Source organism: Dethiobacter alkaliphilus AHT 1 (assembly GCF_000174415.1).
GTDB classification, from domain to species: Bacteria; Bacillota; Dethiobacteria; order Dethiobacterales; family Dethiobacteraceae; genus Dethiobacter; species Dethiobacter alkaliphilus.
In genome coordinates this window covers 371,355-392,235 of record NZ_ACJM01000001.1, presented here as the reverse complement: position 1 = coordinate 392,235, position 20,881 = coordinate 371,355, and the positions used below count along the sequence as shown (strand labels likewise).

At 39.7% G+C, this 20,881-nt stretch carries 18 protein-coding genes; 3 read left to right on the top strand and 15 right to left on the bottom strand.

Annotation, left to right across the window (positions count from 1 at the left end; translation table 11 throughout):
* Nucleotides 1-23 precede the first annotated feature (23 nt).
* The 6 genes from DEALDRAFT_RS01945 to DEALDRAFT_RS01920 all read right to left on the bottom strand — a co-directional run bounded on the left by DEALDRAFT_RS01945 (nucleotide 24) and on the right by DEALDRAFT_RS01920 (nucleotide 8,650).
* On the bottom strand, nucleotides 24-824 hold the full coding sequence (locus tag DEALDRAFT_RS01945) for a phosphoadenosine phosphosulfate reductase domain-containing protein (RefSeq protein ID WP_008514335.1): 801 nt from the start codon (nucleotides 822-824) through the stop codon (nucleotides 24-26).
* Nucleotides 825-844: 20 nt separating this feature from the next.
* On the bottom strand, nucleotides 845-4,168 hold the full coding sequence (locus tag DEALDRAFT_RS01940; RefSeq protein ID WP_008514333.1) for a hypothetical protein: 3,324 nt from the start codon (nucleotides 4,166-4,168) through the stop codon (nucleotides 845-847).
* A gap of 10 nt (nucleotides 4,169-4,178) precedes the next feature.
* A complete protein-coding gene (locus DEALDRAFT_RS01935; protein ID WP_008514331.1) occupies nucleotides 4,179-5,084 on the bottom strand; it encodes a DUF4007 family protein in 906 nt (301 codons plus the stop codon).
* Nucleotides 5,085-5,253: 169 nt separating this feature from the next.
* Nucleotides 5,254-6,027 carry a hypothetical protein gene (locus DEALDRAFT_RS01930; protein WP_008514329.1) on the bottom strand — a complete coding sequence of 258 codons (774 nt, stop codon included), beginning with the start codon at nucleotides 6,025-6,027 and terminating at the stop codon, nucleotides 5,254-5,256.
* A 237-nt stretch (nucleotides 6,028-6,264) separates the two neighbouring features.
* Nucleotides 6,265-7,407 carry a hypothetical protein gene (locus tag DEALDRAFT_RS01925; RefSeq protein ID WP_008514328.1) on the bottom strand — a complete coding sequence of 381 codons (1,143 nt, stop codon included), beginning with the start codon at nucleotides 7,405-7,407 and terminating at the stop codon, nucleotides 6,265-6,267.
* Nucleotides 7,408-7,657: 250 nt separating this feature from the next.
* On the bottom strand, nucleotides 7,658-8,650 hold the full coding sequence (locus tag DEALDRAFT_RS01920) for a hypothetical protein (RefSeq protein ID WP_008514326.1): 993 nt from the start codon (nucleotides 8,648-8,650) through the stop codon (nucleotides 7,658-7,660).
* A 101-nt stretch (nucleotides 8,651-8,751) separates the two neighbouring features.
* On the opposite strand from DEALDRAFT_RS01920, the gene DEALDRAFT_RS01915 reads away from it, so the two are divergent.
* Together DEALDRAFT_RS01915 and DEALDRAFT_RS01910 are read left to right on the top strand one after the other, a co-directional pair.
* Nucleotides 8,752-9,411 (top strand): metallophosphoesterase family protein, encoded by a 660-nt coding sequence (locus DEALDRAFT_RS01915; protein WP_008514323.1) that lies wholly within the window; start codon nucleotides 8,752-8,754, stop codon nucleotides 9,409-9,411.
* A gap of 26 nt (nucleotides 9,412-9,437) precedes the next feature.
* The gene (locus DEALDRAFT_RS01910; protein WP_008514322.1) at nucleotides 9,438-9,956 is read left to right on the top strand and encodes a hypothetical protein; all 519 of its coding nucleotides are present in this window, start codon (nucleotides 9,438-9,440) and stop codon (nucleotides 9,954-9,956) included.
* 127 nt (nucleotides 9,957-10,083) lie between these two features.
* Here the strand turns inward: DEALDRAFT_RS01910 and DEALDRAFT_RS15755 are convergent, their stop codons facing one another.
* The 3 genes from DEALDRAFT_RS15755 to DEALDRAFT_RS01890 all read right to left on the bottom strand — a co-directional run bounded on the left by DEALDRAFT_RS15755 (nucleotide 10,084) and on the right by DEALDRAFT_RS01890 (nucleotide 13,064).
* A complete protein-coding gene (locus DEALDRAFT_RS15755; protein ID WP_008514320.1) occupies nucleotides 10,084-11,541 on the bottom strand; it encodes a gamma-glutamylcyclotransferase family protein in 1,458 nt (485 codons plus the stop codon).
* Nucleotides 11,542-11,630: 89 nt separating this feature from the next.
* Nucleotides 11,631-12,656, bottom strand: a complete 1,026-nt coding sequence (locus tag DEALDRAFT_RS01895) for a hypothetical protein (protein WP_008514318.1) — start codon at nucleotides 12,654-12,656, stop codon at nucleotides 11,631-11,633.
* 51 nt (nucleotides 12,657-12,707) lie between these two features.
* Entirely contained in the window at nucleotides 12,708-13,064 is a 357-nt protein-coding gene (locus DEALDRAFT_RS01890) for a hypothetical protein (protein ID WP_008514317.1), read from the bottom strand.
* A 320-nt stretch (nucleotides 13,065-13,384) separates the two neighbouring features.
* On the opposite strand from DEALDRAFT_RS01890, the gene DEALDRAFT_RS01885 reads away from it, so the two are divergent.
* Nucleotides 13,385-14,182, top strand: coding sequence for a CPBP family intramembrane glutamic endopeptidase (locus DEALDRAFT_RS01885; protein WP_008514315.1), 798 nt, complete (start codon nucleotides 13,385-13,387; stop codon nucleotides 14,180-14,182).
* 8 nt (nucleotides 14,183-14,190) lie between these two features.
* Here the strand turns inward: DEALDRAFT_RS01885 and DEALDRAFT_RS01880 are convergent, their stop codons facing one another.
* From DEALDRAFT_RS01880 to DEALDRAFT_RS01855, 6 genes are all read right to left on the bottom strand, one after another.
* Nucleotides 14,191-16,902: an AAA domain-containing protein gene (locus tag DEALDRAFT_RS01880; protein ID WP_008514313.1), complete on the bottom strand. Its 2,712-nt coding sequence runs from the start codon at nucleotides 16,900-16,902 to the stop codon at nucleotides 14,191-14,193.
* Between the two features lie 141 nt (nucleotides 16,903-17,043).
* Complete coding sequence (locus DEALDRAFT_RS01875) at nucleotides 17,044-17,559, bottom strand: DUF2726 domain-containing protein (protein WP_008514312.1); 516 nt, start codon at nucleotides 17,557-17,559, stop codon at nucleotides 17,044-17,046.
* A 456-nt stretch (nucleotides 17,560-18,015) separates the two neighbouring features.
* Nucleotides 18,016-18,624: a DUF6789 family protein gene (locus tag DEALDRAFT_RS01870; RefSeq protein WP_040378262.1), complete on the bottom strand. Its 609-nt coding sequence runs from the start codon at nucleotides 18,622-18,624 to the stop codon at nucleotides 18,016-18,018.
* 964 nt (nucleotides 18,625-19,588) lie between these two features.
* Complete coding sequence (locus DEALDRAFT_RS01865) at nucleotides 19,589-19,903, bottom strand: type II toxin-antitoxin system RelE/ParE family toxin (protein ID WP_008514308.1); 315 nt, start codon at nucleotides 19,901-19,903, stop codon at nucleotides 19,589-19,591.
* The gene (locus DEALDRAFT_RS01860) at nucleotides 19,890-20,162 is read right to left on the bottom strand and encodes a type II toxin-antitoxin system Phd/YefM family antitoxin (RefSeq protein ID WP_008514306.1); all 273 of its coding nucleotides are present in this window, start codon (nucleotides 20,160-20,162) and stop codon (nucleotides 19,890-19,892) included. Before DEALDRAFT_RS01860 ends, DEALDRAFT_RS01865 begins: the two co-directional genes overlap by 14 nt.
* A 444-nt stretch (nucleotides 20,163-20,606) precedes the next feature.
* Nucleotides 20,607-20,858 carry a hypothetical protein gene (locus tag DEALDRAFT_RS01855; protein WP_008514304.1) on the bottom strand — a complete coding sequence of 84 codons (252 nt, stop codon included), beginning with the start codon at nucleotides 20,856-20,858 and terminating at the stop codon, nucleotides 20,607-20,609.
* Nucleotides 20,859-20,881: the final 23 nt, after the last annotated feature.

Genomic DNA, 20,881 nt, shown 5'->3' with positions numbered 1-20,881 from the left:
AATCCCCCGATCATCTCTGTTTCCTAAAGATGACAAATTAGACAAGAAGAATCATCCTCATCATCGTCAAAAAGGTCTAGTAATTTCTGAGGCTTTGTCTCGCAACTATTTGCTTTCTTAGCCAAAGAATTTTGCTTAATTTGAGATACTCTGGATGGGTCAGCTAACTCATATAAACTCTCTCTTTCAATCCAAGTAAAGCGGCGCTCACCATTTTCTGGATTATCTTTCTCAAATGCAGCTGCTTTTTCAAAAAGATCGGGGTGCTTTTCTAATAAACCTACCCACTCTATTTTCTGTTGGAAGAAACAAAAATAGCATCCTGACCGTGATCTCCATTTATAATACTCAGGTATTCCAAGCCCGCTTTCTTCTAAAATTTGTATAACATCTTCTTTATTTAAGCCATCTTCAATAAAAGGGTATCGCGGTTCTATATTTGGTTTAGTTGAAATATAGCCTTTTCGATGCTCTTCATCAGCTCTAATTGCAATATAACTTACCACTTTATCAGTACCTACATAGTCTTCAAAAGGCTTAATTTTAAGCATTCTAGTGCACCATCTTGTTCTAGCATCTGGAAGAACTCCCCTATATATATCAAGATAATGCGTAAATGGCCTATCCGGATTAAGTCTAAAAATTTGCTGACCTAAAAAGGCTTCTAGCTTCTCTAGGTACTCATATGTTTCGGGAAGCTCTTCACCTGTATCACAGAAAATGTACTCTACATTTGGTATTTTCCCCTGCATATAGATAGCTAATGCAGTGCTGTCTTTTCCGCCGGATAGGGACAAAATATGTCGTTCTTTTTGTGTACTCATAATCTACTCCTTTGGGATAATCAATACTCTTGCAATAAACGAGAGAGCGCCACTCTAATAATTTGAGGAGATGAATCTTCTCTTAGGTTTGTTTTCAGTTGATCTATCAGCTTTTCACATGCAGCTTCTTCATCATCTGTTAAGACTGCATATTTCTGAGTAAACGTTATTAATTCGTTACCAATTTGCTTTGCTAGTTCAGGGAAATCATCAACCTCTTTGTCAGTCCAGCTACGAGGAGGTCTGTTTGCTATTTGAGCAAGAACACTTTCAACAACAGCATTTATTTCATTTGGGGTTGTAAGACGAGTAATCAATGGATTCAACTTATCGCTTACTGGCTTAGATTTTAAATCGTGCGCAGTCTGAATTAGCGCCTTCCAACCTTCTACACCTTCAGGCATGTTGCAAGCCGCTAATAGTTCTTTACTTGCCTTAGCTATGTGAGTGTCCGTAACTTCTCTCCACGATGTGATAGCTTCATTTAATTTATTGAAGAATCTAATGATGTGCTCATTGGAATCCACAGGCTGGTCTGTAAAAGGCTCTTCGCCTACTGCTTCAGGGATATCGACAAAAAGTAGTTTTTCAGGGGAGCGTGCTTGCTCAATAGCGGTGCGGAGTTTTAAAACCTCCCCGGGCAACTTACGAGTACGCCAAGCGTGGTCGGGTAGCGACTTGAGCATACCTATCAAAGCCCGAGCGACAGATAAAGTTGTCGGCCTAACTCTAAGACTATTAGCGATACGTTGAACCACCAACATGCGCTCACCCTCAAGACGGCTACCTGCAACTGCATATAATTCGGGGCGACGCATTAACACTTCAAAATCTGCTATATTAGGTTCTGGGATAAAAACACCTTCGCGGTAGAGACTGATTTCATCAGGAAAAGATAACATAAATGCTACTAGTAAAACGGGGAAAACGCCGGGCATAACACCGATTGGGGGGCCAGACAGATCTTTTAGCAGCTTTTCTATAGAATAAGGTTCATCTAAAGAACTAAAAACTAGTTCTTCCATGCGTTTAAAGGCTGGGTATAGATTTAGAGAATCGTTTGCAGAAGGAAGATTCCAGCATTGATCCCCAGGTTGATGAATTCCAGATGCTTTTAACACTGATTCATAAATACTACGTTCAGGGGGGTAACCTTCCATTCCTAGTAACAGTTCATTTTCATTAGAGAGCATCCGTTCTACCAGGTTACGACGAGCGGCGGCAGCAGCAGCTGAAATACCGCGTCTGTTTATCAACTCGTTTTTTATGGTGGGAGAATCGCTATACACTTTATCCATAACTCGTGATAGTAACTCTGAGATGCCACGCAATGATTCCACTTTCTCTATTTCGCCCATATAATACCATGCAGCATTGGAGCCATTAGGCTCTGGTCTAGGATCTAAAATATGTTGTACTGCTTGTGTCAGCATTTGTTCAATCAAAGTATTACGTTCTGCTAGCTCACGGCGTGCGATACGGTCATCACGCAGCTCAGGAGTATTTTGCCAAACCCAGTGAATAGCTCTTAGTTCAGAAGCAGCATCCCTCAAAGTTCCTATTTGTTGAGGAACCACTATCAAAACATTTTTGAGCTGGCAAATCTCTTCATTCTTTACCCAGTTAACAAAAGTATCAATTTGATCACGCATGCTTGGCAGACAACAAACAATAACACCGTCTATCCCCTCTGAAGGTAACAGATGCTTTGCTTGAACCATTGAGTCAATATAGCGAAGCTCGAAATAGCGCATAGCACCTTTTTCGTGGCTATGTCTCCTTGCTACCAAAGGACGCTTAGGCAGAAACTTTTGAAGGTCATCAGCTAAAAGTAACCCCTGCGTGTTTCTACGGCCATCTTCAAGGCGTGCTTCAATATCTACATCGCTACCTTCCCATATTTTATATGTGTTATTATAGCGACGAAAAACAATTAAAGATCTTTTCTGAAGTGATGCTAAACATTCTTCAATAGTTTTATCTTGAATCTCATCAGATAAAGCTATGCTGATAAACTCACGAGTTGCACTCATAAAGCTAATTTCACCTAAAATACCTAACAAGCCGATTGTCTTGAGCACGCTCACCTCTTCGGAGGTTAAATCTGGTGTTCTCTCGAGAGCATCAGCTACTTCAATCCAGCGTCTGCTATAAGCTTGTTTTGTAATATTATTACTAATATTAGCGTGGAAGTAATCAAAAAGATTCGGGAGACGGATAAAGTCTCCACTGCTTTTAGCTAACTGTTCTTGCAAGCCAAAAGTTTCCTTACTTAAAAGGTACGCAAATAGAGACCGTTCATTTTGAGCAAAACGCTTAAAAAGATGTGGAAGCGCAAATAGAACAGTTAGATGCAATGGGTAAGAACTAGACGCTATATCCTGTACTTCTCTTGGCTTTAATCCACTGGGTATATATCCCTTCTCGATCAACTTACGTGAAACACTAGATGCTCTTTCTTTCTCATCCGCGTGTATATCTATTTCAAGAGAAGAAATGGCCTGGACAGCTAAACGAATTTGCTGTTCTGGTGGCTCTATGAAAGCAATGTCGCAAAATCTTCCTTGTATTTTCGCCCACTCTTGACGAGCAGCATGATCTAAATATTCTCCATACTGTTCGAAAGACTGGTGGAGGATTCCGAACAACAGAAATGGTTTGTCTCCACTACGTGAAGCAAACTCTGCTAACTCTTGTAGTAAGTAGACATCTTCACCGGTATAACGCGCAGCATATTCAAGTGCTTTTCCTAGTTCATCTAGAACCAGTACCATTCCCTTGTAATGCTTAGGCAAAACATCAATGAAAGCAGCAATTCGTGCTTTAATTATTTCGCCGGAAAGGTTAGCGTGCGATAAATCGTTTTTAATTTCAACAATAAGATTGCGCACGCTCTTTGACTGCCGAACTTTGTGTAAAGCAAAAACAAGCCCTTCTAAAATAGAATAACTTAAAGGAGCTCTCCTCAATGTTAGAACAACAGGGTATAAACCATTGCCATCAAGAGTGTTTGCGTAGTTTTCGGATAGCCGTAAATCTTGATTTTTCAATAGATCAAAAGCTATATTCGAACCATCGTAACTTTTATTGTTTAACAGATGACATAGAAATAGAGCAAACGCTGACTTTCCGCTCCCGTATGGTCCGGTTAATGTAAATGCTCGTTCTTTGGCGTGATCATTTACCCCCTCTTCAATGCGTCCTAGCACATAAAGGACATGGTTTGTAAGTGAATAACCACTAAGGTTGTTTATGTCATTTATATCGCTGTCTAAACGAATTGAACGAAAGAACCTTTTTGGTCGCTCCATATTCTTCACAGCACTATTGTTTATATTAGTCATAACAAGCTCCTTAACCATAGTAAGTTTCTAAAAGTGACTCGGGGTCAAGTTCATTTTTAGCATAAACCTGCTTTAATCCCGCGGTTTCATCTAATTCGATACTTCCAGCAGTAGATTTCTGCAACTGTTCTACATACTCGACAAGAGAGTTTTCATCCAACTTAAAGACTTGTCCTGGACTTCCTGCTCTGTACAAACAATCACTAATAGAAATTGTCTTTCGCCTACTTTGCTCTAACTTTATGTAAGTTAAAAGAGCATATCCTATGACTTCAGATGGCAATGATGGCTTAGGGCCAATGTTAAACTGATAACTGTCGTTATCACGTAATTTACTTAACAATTCTAGCTCATTAAGCGGGCAACTAAACTTGTCTTCAACGCTCGTCTTTGCTTTCTGCACCGGCAAATAAGTACGTATGAAACAATCGACATCACGACCAATTGTTGTTCCCTTAATTTTAATGCTGTGGCGATCAGCATAATCTACAATGAATTCAAGAATCTGATCTTTTGTAAAATCTGGTCTTGGGTATTTATTAAACGCCAAGTACCAAACAGCTGCTCTAGAGGGGTTTGTTGCTAACAACCAATGTGTTAGCCAAAGTGAAGCAGGATCCTCTAAAAAAGGATCCCATTGGTTTAGTAATTTATGACCAAAATTTGATACTTTAAGTTCCTTGTTCTCCTCTTCAAGAACCTGAGTAGCAAGCCCCCAAAACTTAATACTTTGCACCATATTTTTTCCTACACCAAATTCAACAATAGCATCATCCCTTTTAAACACTTTTGGATCTGAGCCTATACCATCTACAGCTTTTTTTAACCACCCGTACCGAAAAGTAAAGGTCTCATGTCCTGCGAATTTGAAGGTAACACTATTTGCAGATTTGCTTGTAGGCTGAGACATTTGCATGGATTTCTCCTCTCTATATGTAAAGCAATTAATTTAAGTATAACGTTTATTCTGGACACAAGCGTGTCTCTTAAAAACACTCTACAAAACAATCAATCACCTATTTCGACAAAACCGTTTATATACCTCCCGGCAGAAAAACCTAAATGTAGACCTCTTGTTTTACAAATCACTTTGGTTGTTTTTGCTTGTTATTTTTTAGAACGAACTCCCAGTCCTTTTTGATAGTATTTACGTTATTTTTCATTACAGCAAGTTTTTTTGATATTTGTATTAACCTATCAAGCTCATCATAATCTTCTTCTGAATTTGCTAAAAGGGCCTTTTCTTTTTCAAGTTTGAACCGTTTTATTATTTCTATTTCGAGATTATTAATTAATGTTGAGATAGTGTTGTTATTAATAGAAGCACTGTCTTCATATAAAATATCTTTTAAAATATCGTTAAAAGAGTCTTCTTCACTCTGTTCCGATGGCATGCTTGTTCTTTCGTTTTCAATGGGTTGAAATTTTTCTGTATCAGTACAATTAACTTTGAGTGGTTTAATATTTTCATCAACTGTAAGCTCGGGCAATTCCCTTAGAAATATTTTTTCATCTCGCTTTATTAAGTTGATTTTTTTCTCTTTCTTCTTGTCCATTGAACACCTCATAAGCAAATTTTTAACCTCGTTTGGTTCAAGCAATAAATATGAGTCTCTATTTTCTTCATGCATAATAAAAGCAACATAAATGGGGTCATTTCTATAATCTTTTTCTGAGATTCCGTACCACCATTTCGAAGAGCCAGGAATAAAACTTGAAAACAATGCTACCACTTTTACTCCATTTTCAAAGTGAATCCATTTTCTATCCACAATAATTCCTTGACCCCAGGATTTAGCAGTAGAAAGCTGTTCGCTAAGTACTTCACGTAAGTGAATCCCTGTAGTCCTCTTACCCATAGTACCACTCCTTTTTCCCGGGAGATTGATCATATCTGTCTTTCATTGGGTGTTTAGTATATTTAAGTAAAGTTCTATTCTTTTAGAATGCCTTGTTTTGTCAGTCCCAAAGAAAGGCCCAGGTATTCTTCCACTTGCGAGCGTAGGTATTTTGGGTCAAGGTCAATGAGTATCATAATAGAGTAGAGCCGTAATAAGACCAAGCTATTTCTGTCATTGCAAATTAACAGATTAATCCTAACTATTTTTTAATTTATTCCACATATCATTAACTTCCAGAAGTTTAGAGTAAATTAGATCTATTGACTGTACTTGGTTAACTGATGATTTTGCTCGGTCGAAATTATCAGTCATAAGTGTTTCAGAAATTTCTTTTTTAAGAGCTGATTTCATATTACTAAAATCATCTATTAAGTTACTAATAACATTATCAATTTTGTCGAAATGTTTAATGGATAAGGTTTTGTCCTCATCTAGTATCTCATTACTCGTTTCTTTTTTTTCTGTAACCTTATTGTCTAGTATTATTTCAATTCTCGGGTTTTTCACAGAAAAATCACTCTTAGCTTCTTGACTAAAATCTGTTTTGCTCTGTTTTGGATCAATACTCTTGACTTTATTACTAATATTGAATTCTGGATACTGTTGAAAACTATATGTGTTTTCTTCTTTGACTATTGTAAAAATAAAACGGGAACCAACATTACATCGTTTCACTAGAGTTTTTAATTCTTCCGGCTTTAATAATAAATAATTATAAACATTTTCATGCTCCAAAATAAAAGCAGTATATATATCCCAAGAAAGATAATGATGTGGCAATCCATAAGTCCACTGATTTCCTTCATCACGAGAAAAAAGTGTAGCCACTCTTATACTTTGTGACTCTATCCATGTATCATTCAACTCTAATTCTTTCCAACCGTATTCTATACGTAACTGCTGACACAATGCTTTGCGTGCAGCTTTTATTGTATACTTTTCTCTATTGTTGGAAGATTTTATCTCGTCTTTAAAGCTAACTTGAAAGGCATCAATATCTTCGCTTTTATAAAATATCATATATGGCCCTTCTATCTTTCTCCCTTTATCTGCATTGCTATAGAAGCTTGGAAAGTTTTTTCTTAATAAATCAGCAAAACTTAGGGACCAAAACAGTCTGATTTCGGTGCCATTAGAAATTTCTAAAAAAGCATCGAAGGCTGTGTTATTTAACATTAACTTAATGTGCTTTGGGTACTTAGCTTTAGCTCGTGTAATGTGAAAAAAGTCTTGAACTTCAAGAGGAACTATAATACTTCTAAAAACAAAAGCTGATTTATCAAGCTTTTTTGCTAGCTGATTGCCACCTAATACAATCCAAGAATCAATAGTCTGCACCTTTGTTTCCCCCTTGTTCTATAATTCAAATAATAGGCTATGTTTTTACCAGCAACGAAATCCCGAACCAGGTCGGTTTTGGAGTAACCCGTCCACACCTTTTATCATAAAAAGCAAACGTATATGTAGAATTTTTTTTTATGATGTCAATATAGTTAGTCAGGTTAAAGAACAGAACAAAAATGCAGAAATTTATAAGCGCAAGAAATAAGTTATGGTATTAATTCCATATGTTGCCTACTATTTCCTTTCATTTATTTTTATACTTCATCGGATAATGATCTGCTGCTCTACAGATATTGACTACATCATCCATATACACATCTATACCCACACCATCCGCTTGAACAACAACCCTATCATATCCGCCCTCATCTAAATGAAGAGTTCCAATTACTTCAGCCTCTTTCCCGTTTTGCAGGTATGTTACCTTACAGGGTATAGGCTCTTTTAGGTAGTAGGCAAATGGCGTTCTGCTTTGTTGCATTAATGAGTATGTACCGATGAAGTCCAGAGTGCCGTCGTTGAAGGTTACCTTTTCACCGTCGGTGTGGCTGTCTGCTATTTGGGTTGCGTGGTCGGAGAGCTGTTTGTAGATTTTATCGGCTACGCGGTTCATGGATTCTTCGAAGACTGTGCCGTAGCTTAGTAGTTTTAAGCCTACGGTCATGGAGTAGATTTCTTCGGTGTTTAGGGCCAGGAATATGGGGTGGATCATGGAGGTGTAGGTGTTCTTTCCTCGCTCCAGTTTGCGGATTTGCATGTTACTGCCCATAAAGTCAAAGCCGTCTTGGAGGGTTTTTAGGTCGCTTGCCAGTGCCCTGTCGGATATTCCGAAGTTTTCGGCTATGTCCTGGCGGCTTTTTTCACCGGTGTGGAGGTATTTTAGGATCTTTAGCAGGCGCTCGTTTTTATCTTTGTGTTTGAAGTTCTCAAGGAGTGTGTCTGTTAGAGTGAAGTTGTTTTTGAGGTTTAGGTAGAAGATGAGTTGCTCTAGCCTGCAGGTCAGGGTGTACTTATCGTTGGGATAGGATTTTAAGCCTTCTTGGATGTCCAGAGCAAAATTGTTCTGGTCTTTTTTTATGTCCTGGATTGATTTATCTAAGATCGTGGGGTTTTGATTGTCTTTGCCGCCGTAGTAGTTCTCAAAGAAGTGGGTCACTGTGTTGACGTAGTCTTCTTTGGTTTTGCGGGTGTGGTGATAAAAATTGGCTGTGTTTGTGATTGCATCAAGCAGTTGCATCTTGTCCCTCCTTATCTGAATATGAAGCTGGGCTTCATCGTAGTTTCTCTGTGTTGATTCTATAATTAAGTCAAGAAAACACACTCAAGGGGGATGAACAAATGAAAACATTTGTGATTAGTGATGTACACGGTTTTTTTAAGGAACTGGAGAGTCTGCTGGATGTGATTGAGCTTGATCTGAGGTGTGACCGTTTAGTTATGTTGGGTGATTATATTGACCGGGGACCTGACAGCTACCTGGTGGTACAGAAGATTATGGAGCTTGAGCAGAAGTTTGGTAAGGACCATGTGGTGCTTTTAAGGGGCAATCATGAACAGATGGCGATTAATTATTGTGAGGGCACTGGCAGCAGCTTTTTTTACAACGGTGGTGATGAAACTATTCACGACTTCCACAGAAATGGTGATAACCTTGTAAACTATTTGGACTTTTTTAAGAGCCTGCGTACTTACTTTGAGGATGAGCACTTCATTTATGTTCATGCGGGTATCCGGTCAGGGGTTCGGTTGGCTGAGCAACGAGATCATGATTTGTTGTGGATTCGTGAGGAGTTTTATTTGAATCCTGTGGCTGAAGAAAAGCCGGTTATCTTTGGGCATACGTCATCGCTTTTTATTACCGGCTTGAGCCAGCCGTTTGTATATCAAGGGCGCATTGGTATCGATACCGGATGTTATTTTGGAGGTTGTTTAAGTGCTGTGGAGTTGGTTGAGGGAGAGCTTAAAAAGGTTCACCAGGTTAGAGCTGAAGCTGCGTAAGAGAAAATAATTAGGGGGTATGTATTATGATGAAGAGAAAAGATTTAGCGTTTGTTTACGGGTATTTGGTACATCTGTATTTTCAGGCGAAGAAAGCCTCCCCTACTTTGAAGAAATATCCTGATGGCAAAAGCGGGATAAAAGACAATATTCCAGGGGAGCTGCGGCGGAAGTTAAGAGTGCTCTATGAGATTTTGGAGATGGCCAGCGAAACGGCAATAAATATCTATGCTGAAGAGGGAACTAAAGTTATGCATGATGGGCATACAGGCTCCGCAGCTAATAACCTGGAGGAAAATGCCCGCAATCTGCTAGTGAAAGGCAAGATCTATACCATTGATACATCCTTGCCTGCTGACTGGTTTACACTGGTGCAACTTAAAGAGTTTCCCGGGGTATTGTTTAGTTCATCTGTATTTACTCCGGTTGAGAAATCCTCCAGGAGTTTTGAAGATTTATTGGCTGAGTATGGTCCTGATTTAGAGAGTGATTTTGAGGCAGCAAAATGGACGCATAGGTTATTAAAGAAGCAGGGTAAGATTTAATATATGGTATTAATTCCATATATTACTGATATCTCCTCCATTGAAAATCTAATGAAGCTGCTGCACCACGAGTGATCGCAGTGCAGCAGCTTTTTATAGTTCGGTTAACATGGACTCGCAACCTTCGTTATTGGGATCCGCATGCTACTAAATACTTCATTATCTCAAAATCAGTCATGGTGGGGTAGGTTTCTTTGAGCCCCATTTTTAACACGTTCAGGTAGTTGTCTGCGGGAGCATTTTGTGGCCGTTTTCCGCTGTTTGTTAATGTTACTATCTTTATTCCTTTGTGCTCACCCAGTTCCACCGCTTGGTTATACCAGTTGGGGCGGTTGCTTTCCTGGATACCCACTTCTCTCAGCTGCTCTTTTGTAATCAGATACATTCTGCCTAAGGTTTCGGCTTTAGTGTTTAGATCAAGGAAGGAAACGCCGCCATTGTTCCAGGAGCCGCTGTTGTTTCCGAAATACATTTTGTAGGGGATTGTGATGGGGAGACTGGCTTTGGGAGGGGTTTTGTCTGTGCAGCCGGGGTAGCTTCTATTGTTGAAACGGCTGGTGCCGCCTTCGATGTAGGTCATGAAGCGTTCGTACAGGAGGTTGGAGCCAAATCCGGCGTACCAAACATATTCTTTCTCGGGGGCTTTGCCCCAGGTTTGGGCTTCAAAGGGGATTGTGCTGTCTTTGGGGACTCTATTGTTGTAGATGTAGGTGCTCACATTGTAGAACTGCTGGGTGCCGCAGATTACGTCTGTGGTTTGGCGAAGATAGAGGCTTCCTTCGCCCTCAAGCATATCGATCTGGGAAAGGGTCTGGGCATCTACTTTGTACACTTCGCCTTTGACAAGGCCTTTTTTGCTGCGTTTAATGCCGGGATAAGAGCCCAGGTGGTGGAGCGTGAATCCATTGATGACACCTTCACCCAGGAATTTGGCGGTGGATAAAAACCGGTTGTGGTTGCTGCGGCCTTTTAGGAGGGTGCCATAGACAAAGATTAGTGTACCTTCTTGCAGGTGAAAGCCGGCAAGCGCTTTTTTTATGTCTTCCTGGTATTCTTCGCCCCAGTCGCCTCTGGTTTCACCTGACATTAAAGCATTGTTAAAACCCTCTGCAATTTTAGATATAAGAGTTGTAAAACCGGGGGCTAGATTGGGGTATTGCTCTAGGAATTTTATCACGTTACCCTTTTTAAATATTTCCACTGCCTGGATTCTGCCGCGGAGAGCATCGTGGCCGTGCCCATTCAGGCTACCTTTTGTAGATGCCTGCAATCCTTTTATTAGAGCATCTTCAATCAGGGATTTGTTCTTGGCATCGGCTTGTAGGTAGTAGTGCATGAGAAAGGCTGAGGCAATGTAGGTGGGCATAAACCAGTAGGCCACTCTGATATCACCGTCTACATTTGGGCTGGGGATCAGGGGCCAGTAGCCTTCCTCATTTTGTGTATGAAGTAATGATTGGATAAGCTGGTGGACCTGCTTATGTTCTGCTTTACCGCTGGCCAGTTCATCTAAGGACTGATTGAATTGGTTCATGAAACCTTCCAATTCATTAACGTTTAAGTTGCGCTTGAATTCTTTTAACATTGCTATCCCTCCGGTTATTGGTTTTCCCTTGCGGGTTAGTTAGATAATAGCATGGCAAAAAAAATGGAGTGCGAAAAATTTTTCGCACTTCATGTTAATATCTCTATCTCTAATATTTTAACTTCCCGCAAGTGGTGTTCGCCAAGGGGGGTGGACAATCTTATCTCAGATGCTACCGGGTTAAAGAAGCTTACTGTACAATCCTGCAGCTCGGCCTGTTGGCCCTTTTCGTCCTGGTAAGTCAGGTTAAAGGGCATCTGGTTTTTGGCCAGATACATTAATTGGCTCATGGGGTCGGTCTCAGACATTTTAGTCTCTGATAAAAAGCGGTTAACCATGTTGCTGTCAGAGCTTAGATTTAAGTACCAATCTATATTTGCATCCTGGCCCATAAGTTCTAAGGCATCTAAGATCTTGTTTTGTGCATACTCCGTCAACTGGTTCCAGATATTTATGGCAGTGTAGTGGGCAAAGGTGCTGTATGCCTGGACTTTTTCCATTGCTCTTAGGCCTTCAAGCAGGACCAGGATCTGCGAGATATTTTGCATAAGTACGATGGGGTGTGGCGTGGACTGCATGTTTAATACGCTGTTTTCCTCGTCCACTAACTTAATATTTTGTCCTAAGAGTTTAAAGCCGGTAAGGGTAATTCTTTTGATATCTAATTCCAGGGATCTTTTGCTGCAACCTAGTTTATCTGCTATTTCTGTGATCTTCATACTTCCTTGGCCGTGCTCACTTCGCTCTGTCTCCCGCAACAGATACACCCAGCGCTCTTCCGGGCTCCCTATAATTGTGCTGGTGGTATCACTAATATCAATATTAAAGCCGTATTTCCCTGCCAGATAATCTACAAACTCCTGGTAGACTTCCTTGGCTAAAACCTTATGATCAACTTTCTTAATCTTTTCAAAGGATGCTGCAATGGCCTCTGCGATTTGCGGGTTTAGCAGATCCTTATTTGTGGACTTGATGATGTTTTTATCGAGGATCTCGCTAATCTCCTCTTGATTGAGCAGGGAAAATTCTTCTTCACCAACCAATAATCCTTGTGCTCTTTTCTCCCAGTAAAGGCTTTCATTAAATTCAACAATCATATTACGTAACGTAGGCATAGGTCAACGCTCCCATTATACGTCTAGAAATACCTGTCGGTTCTATTAAAGTTACTTTCTCATTTGATCTACAATTGCTTGTAAACCTGTTAAATTCCCTTTTCCTAATGTAGAGTAGTACTCTATGTGTCTTTGAACTGCGTTTAACGCATTTTCAAAGAACTTCTCTCCATAATCCCGCCGAATACTTTCAAGCAAAAATTTATTTGTATCATTGTTAAAGGCTCTTTTATATTCATCTCCATTCATCATAGCCAAAAATATAGTAATGAAAGCCTGTGCAGAACCCTCATTCATAGACGTAACCCTGTTTATCTCAACCTTTCCCTCAGTTCTTGACAATTGTCCTGAATACACTTTTTTTGCCACTTCATAGGCACCTTTACTCATTTCCATAGTAATCTTCATCTTCTTCCCCCCGATTATCTGCCCCTATTAATTAGATTTAATTCCATATGTTTACTTCTATTTCCTTCAAATGGATATTAAATCCTCTAAGTTAATGTCACCGGCATTTGAGCCGGGGACATTGCCAATTATTATTTTAATTTTCCAAGATTTTGCCCGGGAAATCGTTCAGGTAGTCCTCCCACTGACACCTTTCGTTAGGTGACTTGTATCACCTGCATTTTAGTCCCAGTCTCTGCTTTCAAGATTATTGTTTTGTTTTTGTTCAGTATAGTAGTTTAGAATATGTTATAGCTCAATTAATGAAAGAGGTAATAAGAATGGAACTATGGATTCATCTGTTTATTTTTGGGGTTACTGGGCTTCTTATATATCTGGGTATCTTTTATGGTGTTCCAATACTGTTAAGACGGGGCGTGCCGCTTTTAAATGCGTTCTTTATGTTTCTTTGGGCGCCTGTTTTTCCACTGCTGCCCTTATCTTTGTACTTGTACATCATTAGGGAAGGGGGCACAATTGGTGGTGTAGCTGAAAGATTTCGTTTTACTCCTATTGAGGGAAGAGACTGGATCTGGGTTGGTGTTGCAATAATATTAACCATTGTCTTTGATGAGCTATTTAAGCCTATTGGAAAATACTTTGCAAAAAAGAGGTTTTTTGCACCGCCTGAATTTTTGCCGGCACCTTTTAATCCTTTAAAAGAATTCACCTTCCCACCTAAGGATTTTCTGGGGACGCAGTTGAAAGGTAATTGGAAGCTGCTGGTGGTATTCATTCCCCTGCACTTGTTGGCAATGTTTAGCGAAGAAATAATGTGGCGTGGCTATATGCTACCTTTACAGGAAGGTATATTCGGTGGTTGGGCTTGGGTATTTAATGGTTTTCTTTGGGCATGGGTGGTTCATGCAGTGTTAAAGTGGCATTTCATTGGGATGCTTCCCGGTATGTTAATAGCGCCACTTATTGCCCAGCATACGCAATCCACATGGGCTTCGTTTTTAACTCATGCGGTTCCTAACTCCATTTTATGGGTCCTGCTGCTAATAGGGGTTCTTGGTGTTGGCGATAAGAAGAATTCAAATAATAGCGAAGACGCTACCAGTAATAATGTTGCATAATGAATTTTCTAATTCAGAATCTGGCTGAGTTTAGTACGGAGCCTTCTTTCCTCTCCGCTTTCATTTGTTTTTAGTCTTAGGATGGGGATATTGTACTTTTCCAGGATGATGTCTTTCATTTTGTCACGTTCTAACTGTTTGGGGTTATTGGCGTGGTAGGCGTAGCCGTCCACTTCCACTACTAAGATGGGCATTTTGTTTAGCTTGTTGAAGATAACAAAGTCGGTGTGGGTTAAGACATTCATGGCAAATCTACATTCGTCATCGTTAAGTTTTTCGGCGTTGCGAATGAGCATCTTTAATGGTTGATGCATTACATGGGAGAGGTTTTGGTACTCTGGCAGGTCCAGGACTTTTTCTATTACGGCGTTGATTAGGTTTTCCGATTCGTATTGTGAGACTTTCTTGCGATGCTTCATGCTTGCTAATAGTTTCTCAGAATAGTTTTGGTAAAGCAGATCAAAAACCGAATATATCTCACTGTCGATGATCTCGTAATTGTTGTAATCTATGTATCTGATTAGATCACCAATGTTGGAATTATCGTTTTTCTCGTTGTCCGATACCACCAGGATTAACTTGTCCACTGCTCGGGAAACGGCCACGTTTATTAAGTTGGCATTGTCTACGAATTCATTAACTTCATTGACAACTGTTGTGAGAATGATAATATCCTTTTCCCGGCCCTGGTACTTGTGCACTGTATCTATTTCTACGTTTTCCAGGCCCGCCGCTTTAAGCTTTTCAGTCTGTAGGCGGTAAGGTGAGATAATCCCGACGGATTGCTCTTTGTTTTTATCAACGTGATTGGGGAGAATTTCTTCTAGAATCACGTCAATTTGACGCTGATTGTATTTACCCCGGGCGTGGTTACCCTTTACCGTTTTGTAAGCAACTAATGGTCTATCACGGTCGGCTTCATCAGTCAGTGCGATGAGCTGATTGTTGTAGAATTTCTGATTACAGAAACCGATAATTTTAGGATGGCAGCGGTAGTGCTCCTTAAGTAATGTTTTAGGAACATCGCCAAACAGTTTTACTACAGAAGAAAGAATGCTGTTGTTGGCATAGTGATAGGCATTATTTAAATCAAATTTATTAAAGATTAGAGTGGTCTCTTCCTTTTCCTGCTCTGGCACAACATTGGGTAATTGTTTCAGGTCACCGACAATGACAGCGTTTTTTGCACAGGATAACGCCAAAGCACCTGTAACAATATCAACTTGTGATGCTTCATCCATAATCACATAGTCAAACAGATAGTTGGCACTGGCACAGCTGCGTAAAGAATGTGTTGTGCTTAAAATAACCGGGTACTCTTTGTTAAAAGTACGGAAATCCTGCCAGAGAGATTTATCTGTGAATTTCGGTCTGGTAAAGGTGATGTAGCGAGTCGCAAGTTTTGCTTTAAACAGCTTCATTGAATCTTCACTGTATTTTTTCATAGCTTTATCGAACTGGTAATTCTGCAGCTGCTCCGAGAGTTTATTAATTTGTTGTTCTAATTCCGTCATCCTATATTCGTAATATTGCTTTTGGAAGAAAGCAATAATCTTATCATGTGTGTTGTTATAAAACGAAAAGCTGACGATGCCGTAACGAAGCAGATATTTGAGTTTATCCTTAACCGTTACTCCTCGGTCTTCTGCAATGATTCGCTGATAATCAATCCATAGAGCCATTACTTTTTCTGAGCTATGGCGATATAAAGAGCGATATGGCTTACTATCTTCGTTAGTCTCTTTATAATAAGTATCAAAATATTTCTTTTCTACTGACAGACTGGATAGTTCTTGCTTAAAAACGGCCATCTTGTTATTAGCCTCTAGCATGGCATTTAATTCCTGCCCTCTCTCTTGGAGGGTAGTCCTTAATTGATCATAATCATCGGAACTCATCTCCCAGGCAGTCATATCAGGATAAGTCTGCGTTTGCTCAGCCAGGAACCTATCTTTGTTTTCCTTATTTCCCAGATAGGCAGCTATTAAATCAACTTCATACTTGGTCAGTTTCTCTAAAACATTTGACGTGGCTGAGTTATTGTTAGACACCACGGCAACTGTTTTTTCATTTATCACTGCATTGGCAATGATATTTAAAATAGTTTGGGTTTTCCCTGTCCCGGGAGGACCCTCAATAACGCTAATTTGTTGAGACAGGGCGTTGTCGGTGGCCTCTTTTTGACTTAAGTTAAACCCAAAAGGAAAGATCGGTATTAACTCTGCTTCAGATTTATCCAGTTTTGTGGGATTAAGATATTTGGCTAAAACGCTGCTTGGGCTTACCCAGGTTAGTTTCTTAAATTGCTCACTTAATAAGCTCTTGCCCTCTTCATTGGAGATACCTACTTTGTCAGACAACTGTTTTAGATAAACAAAACAGCTGTGTGCATCTGCATTTTTCAGGCAGCTTTGTTCTAGCTTAAGTTCATTTTTGCTATACACTTTTTTGTACCCGGTTGCAAAACAAATTCTAATATGGTACTTAAAGACCATTATTTTTTGTACACCGGATAATGGTTCATCACCATGATAGACCACAGTTTCTGCTGGGTCGTGTATAGCGGGATTATTGAACCGCTCTACATTGCTGTAGCTATAAGAGAAGGTTTTGCCTCCCCCAAATTGAATCTGCCACTTACCATTTTTATATTCACATCTGCTTATCTGTTCTGTCTTGTCCTCACCTTTTACCAAGATAAGGTTATTGTCAGTATTCAATCGCAATCCTCCCCTCTCTGTTTTGTAAGGGAATGAAGCCATACTATTGCTTACATCCACCGCTAAAAGTGCCGGGGTGCAAAAAGAAGCAGTGTATTTTACTGCTTCTTTTTATACTCTTTCAGGGGTATATCCTGCCCCTTATCTACTGCTCTCATTTGTAGCCGCAGCTTCCAGCTGAGACAATGTTTGGCTTAAAGCTTGTTCAACACTCTCCTGGCTGTATGTTTGCTGCTTGGGAACCCGCACTAATGGTACCCCAGCAGCAGCAAAGACTTGTTCTACAAAGTCACTTTTATTATTTGCAGAGTTCCCCGCCTCAATGGCAAACCTAGGCCGCAGATAAGTAGCGTCACATATCAAAAAATCAATGCTTTTTCCCTGAATTTTATTCCAATATGTCTGTCTCTTTTCTGTATTATTGGGCAGATATAATATGTCCCCCATCCTGACCTTGGCAAACACATAATACCCTCGGCTACCCAATAACTGATTCAGGGCATTAAACAAAGCTCGATCTCCCTTGGAAAGTAAAAAATCCTTTTTCTTATAAGGTAAAACTTCACTGTGCTCGCTAATTGAATCTTTCGCCGGTGGCTTTTTTGCAAAAACAACAACTAATACAACAATAACGATTAACGCTCCTACCCAACCCATCCAAATGACCTCCAGTTATCTTTTACCCTTCCAAATTCCCTACTTTATGCATATGTCCTTCATAAATTGGAGTAAATTACAAAATCTGAGACTTGGGTCCTAACTATTAGTTGTTTTATGTGAACTATCGTCTTTGCATGGTAATAAAATAAAAAAAAGAAGCCATTGGTCTCATGACTTCTAAAATGCTTGAATATCTAAATGATGCTTAGCTTGTTTAATAATATTTTGTATTTGTAGACCAGGCATTTACGCTGAATCAGAGCATCTGTTACGGCAAAATTAAACATCCGTAACAAATAATATAATTGTTTTCGTTTGGGAGTGTTCCCTAGATTAACCGCAAGCCCGTGCCAATTTAGCAATTGAACTAATGTTTGGAAGCCACTATTTTACTTTACCGGAGCCACCTATTTAACGTATTGATACATAGCTCAGGCTGGGACTTTATTGTCGTTAGATTTTTTTTCTTCTCAAAAGCTTGTTTGCTGCTTTTCCGAAGATATTCGTTTTACGGTGATGGTGTAATTCTTTAGTTTGTTCAGAAAGCAGAGTATATTTTTTTGATGTTATTAGCGGCTTTTTTATTTTGACCTTTTCTGTTTCCAGAGCTTTGTCTTCACCTATTAATTCCTTTTCATCAAGATAATTATAGGCTACTGCCAAAACTAATCCATAAATCATGTTGGCAACTGTGTTTGCAATTGATGTAGTCAATGTTATAACTTCCACTTGTCCAACAATGGTCAAAAGCACAAAAGAGTACCAGAGATAAAAAACTATGGGACCGTAAAGGAGTCCTTTGAGATACAAGTATTTGCTATCAATGGCCAAGATTAAATAGGCAAATAATGCCCCAAATATTCCCGCAAACCCTATGCCAATAATTGTTGCCCAAACAATCTCACTGGTCATCATAGCAGGTCTGCCATAAAGCAGCTTAGCTGTAAAATCTACTGCTTGAACCTCAGCAAACCCCAAAGCTTGCAGTATAAAACTGATTGGAACCCCAATTAAGCTACCAACAATACCAGAGATGAATCCATTTGTAAATCGGTCTCTCACCAATAAGTCCTCCTGCTGGATCGTTGAACATAGTATTTCCCAAAATCCGAATTAATCATGTCTTCAGCAGTGAAGTACGGTTCCTAACTCCATTTTATGGGTCCTGCTACTAATAGGGGGTCTTGGAGTTGGGGATAAGAAGAATTCAAATAAAAATAGCGAAGACGCTACCAGTAATAGAACTGCCGTGTTACATAATGGATCTTCTAATTCAGAATCTGGATGAGTTTGTATGGGCATTTTGTTTAGATTGTTGAAGATAACAAAGTCGCTTTTGGATAATGCGGAATCCAGATTGTTTTTCGGTCGGGGACTCATGCATCATAATCCTGATGCATCCTTTCCCAAGAAAATAAAAAGAGGTCTGCAGCTATGCAGACCTCTTTTACAAGTAGCACCATCCCTATAGGTTTACCAAACAACTTGACAAACACACTCGAGAAACTTCTACTAACATTAACCTCTTAAAGATACTTAAAGCACTTCCTTACTTCTTACATCTTGCTTTTACTTGTTACTTTTAATCTTTACTTCTCACTAACTTCTCCATCTTACTTTTAATGCTTACTTCTCTTAACTTACTCTTACTGTTAACCTTTTACACTTACTTCTTACTCTTTACTTTTTACTTTTTAACTTCCAACCTCTTACCTTCTTAATACCAAATTGCTTCTTCTTACTTGTTAAAACACTAAACCGAAAACAAAAAAACACGATCCACTTAAAAGACTGGTAACTACTTCCTGCAAAAAACGAAATCGCTCTTACAAAAAATGTTTAACCTGACTTACTATAGGGATGGTGCTTAGTGACATTGTAGCAGATTATTTTTTTCATTGCAAGCGTTTTTATAAAAAAATTTTTGGGGTTTTTTAAGCAATATTTCCGCGAAATAGTAGGACCGCTGGTGTCAGAAAATATCCCTGGGGACAACATTCAAAGTGGCCGCAGACGGAAAAGACATTTAGAGGAAACGGTGCCAGTCGCGTCTTGTGTAGAGGATTCTCTCCACATCAACGACTTTTGACTTTTCGTTTATCGTGAAAAAGACAATATAGTTCTTTACGGGCAGCTTGCGATATCCTAACATTGCAAGTCTTTCATCCGTCACAAAAGAGCATTTTTGCGGCATAAGAGCAAGTCCCGCTATCGCTTCGTTCATGGTATCCATCATCTTAATTGCCGTCATAGGCGCAGACAGTTGCGCGGAGATATATCTAACAATGTCGCGAAGGTCGTTTTCAGCAGGTTCAGATATGTCAACCTTATATCTTGCCATCTTTAATTTCCTGGCGGATGTCTCTCATGACATCTTCGAGCGGACGCTTCCTGCCCTCTGCTACCGCCGCCCTTCCCTCGTCAAGCTGGCGGTATAGTTCAAGCTTACCGATTAGCATCTCATAAACCTCCATGCTCATAACGGCCAAATCACCCTGTCCGTTTTTCGTAATAAAGACAGGCTCCCTGCTTTCACGGCAGAATGTAGAAATTTCATTATAGTTATTCCTTAAGTCCGTACTGGATTTAATGTTTGGCATGAAACCATCCCCCTTACCAATCTAAAGATATTATATACTAATTTCTTTAGCCCAACAAGTCTGGTGGTATAACAAGCTGCTATTGTTGTGGTAGATACCGTAGGCGTAGCGATTTTTACATGAAGTACCTGGCAAGCTACGAACGTTGCTTTAGATTACTGCGGTCTTTTCTGTTTAATAGATACCTAGGATCCAGCCTTCACGCGTAACGATTCTATTTCTTCGTCTGTGAGGGATGGGTCCGGTCTTCACCAGAAGTTTGCCATTTTGGATCAGAGAATTGTGTGGTACGGAAGCATTAATTTACTAAGCTTTGGTCGGTCTGAGGAAAGTATTATGAGGCTAGACAGTTTGAGTATTGCCAATGAGCTGACGTGTTCCCTGGAAAAAGAAAAACAATGCTCATAGGGAACAAAATCCAGGTAGCTTCACCAACCACCTGGATTAAACGATTTTTCTTTTGGGATTTGCTTTTTTAATTCTACCATATTTTATCTTAACGCTAGGTGCGCATGTAGCTTTTGATTTTTTTTTGGACAGATCAATATCAGCTGCCTTAACTATTTTTTCCGGCATAGCTTCGTCCACAATAATGCATGGTGTATCACTGCACACTTGGGCAGCCCCACTTTTTAATCCTTTGAGAAATGAAGTCTGATACTTTTTAGGCAACTCTTTTTGTCCGAAAATCTTCATGACGGGTCACCTCATCTTTCATG